Genomic DNA, 1,354 nt, shown 5'->3' with positions numbered 1-1,354 from the left:
CTCTCGGCGTTCCGGCAGACCCTGACCAATCGCCAGACCATCGGCTATGCGACGGCCGCCGGCAGCGTCATCGGCGCACTGTTCGCCTATGTCTTCTCGGCCCAGCAGGTCTTCACCGGCATCTATCACCTCGGCCACTACTTCCCGCTCGCCTTCGCCGTGATCGCGGCCGGCACCGCCGTTGCCGGCTTCCTCAATGCGAGGCTGGTCGGGCGGCTCGGCATGCGCGTGATYTCGCACGGCGCCCTGACGCTCTATGCCGTGGTCGCCAGCGTCATGCTGGTCACCGAAATCCTGAACGTGCTGCCACTTGCCCTGTTCATGGCACTGTCGGCGCTCATGATGTTCTCGTTCGGCATGATGGTCGCGAACTTCACCGCGCTCGCCATGGAGCCGCAGGGCCACATCGCCGGCACCGCCTCCTCGCTCTACGGCTCGATCACGACGTTGATCGGCATCGTGGTCGGCATGGCGATCGGGCAGAGCTTTGACGGCACGCTGCTGCCGTTCTCGGTCGGCTTCTTCCTGTCGACGCTGGCTGCGCTCGCGATCGTGCTGGTGGTGGAGAAGGGCCGGCTGTTCAGGCCGCATCATCGCCCCGTCGGTTAAGGAACTTGCGGGCGGCCTCGATGTTGTAGTGCAGCAATTCGAGAGGCCACTGCCATGGAACCGGAACACCGCGAAGAGCCCACCTCAGATCGGCCTGATACGGGACGTTCCGAGCCAAACGCAGAGCAGGCTGCGTTCAACGCGCCTTTCGCAAGCGAAGGCCTCGAGCGGGTGCGCGACAGCCATTGCTGAGCGCGCAGCCTATTCCGCCGGACGCCGGCTGGCGCTGAAATCGTCTGCGGCGCTCTCGGGCGCGGCGCTCCTTCCGCGCGGTGGCACCATCAGCACAACAACCTCCCGCGTGACACCGGGCCGGCCCCACAGCATGGCCTGCACGGTGAACTCACGCCTGACGAACTGCCCGGCGCCGGCGGACACCGACTCCATCCACCGGCTGCAATAGTCCTGGCCGCGGAAACAAAGCGCGGCCCAGCCGCGGTCCAGCGTCATCTTGCGCGGCAAGCCCCAAGTGTATTGGTACGCGAACGGCCGTGCATAACGCGGATGGTCGGGGCTATAGAACGCCGTCGCAAAAGCCAGCGCATCATCGCCACTCACGGCGCTCAGCGGCGCGCCGGTCAGTTCGCGCCACTCGCGCGTCAATTCGCTGGCCGCCTGCGCGTAGAAGTTCCGGCCCTCTTCGTAGCCGTGATTGTTGCGATAGACGGCATGGATCGGGGCCGCGACCAGGACGGCGGCGAGCGCGACGCCGGCCACGAGCATCGTGACGTTGACGGTGTGGAAC

At 66.3% G+C, this 1,354-nt stretch carries 1 protein-coding gene and 1 pseudogene; one reads left to right on the top strand and one right to left on the bottom strand.

Going from position 1 to position 1,354, the window contains the following annotated elements:
- Nucleotides 1–609, top strand: a 609-nt coding sequence (locus tag AC1D00_RS41240; RefSeq protein ID WP_477014659.1) for an MFS transporter, incomplete at its 5' end; no start/stop codon positions are given.
- 201 nt (nt 610–810) lie between these two features.
- Here AC1D00_RS41240 and AC1D00_RS41235 read toward each other — a convergent pair.
- Nucleotides 811–1,354: pseudogene (locus tag AC1D00_RS41235) on the bottom strand (glycosyltransferase family 39 protein); the annotation flags it as partial.

Source organism: Bradyrhizobium sp. P2_E8 (genome assembly GCF_056403875.1).
This window is presented reverse-complemented; position numbering and strand designations above follow the sequence as displayed.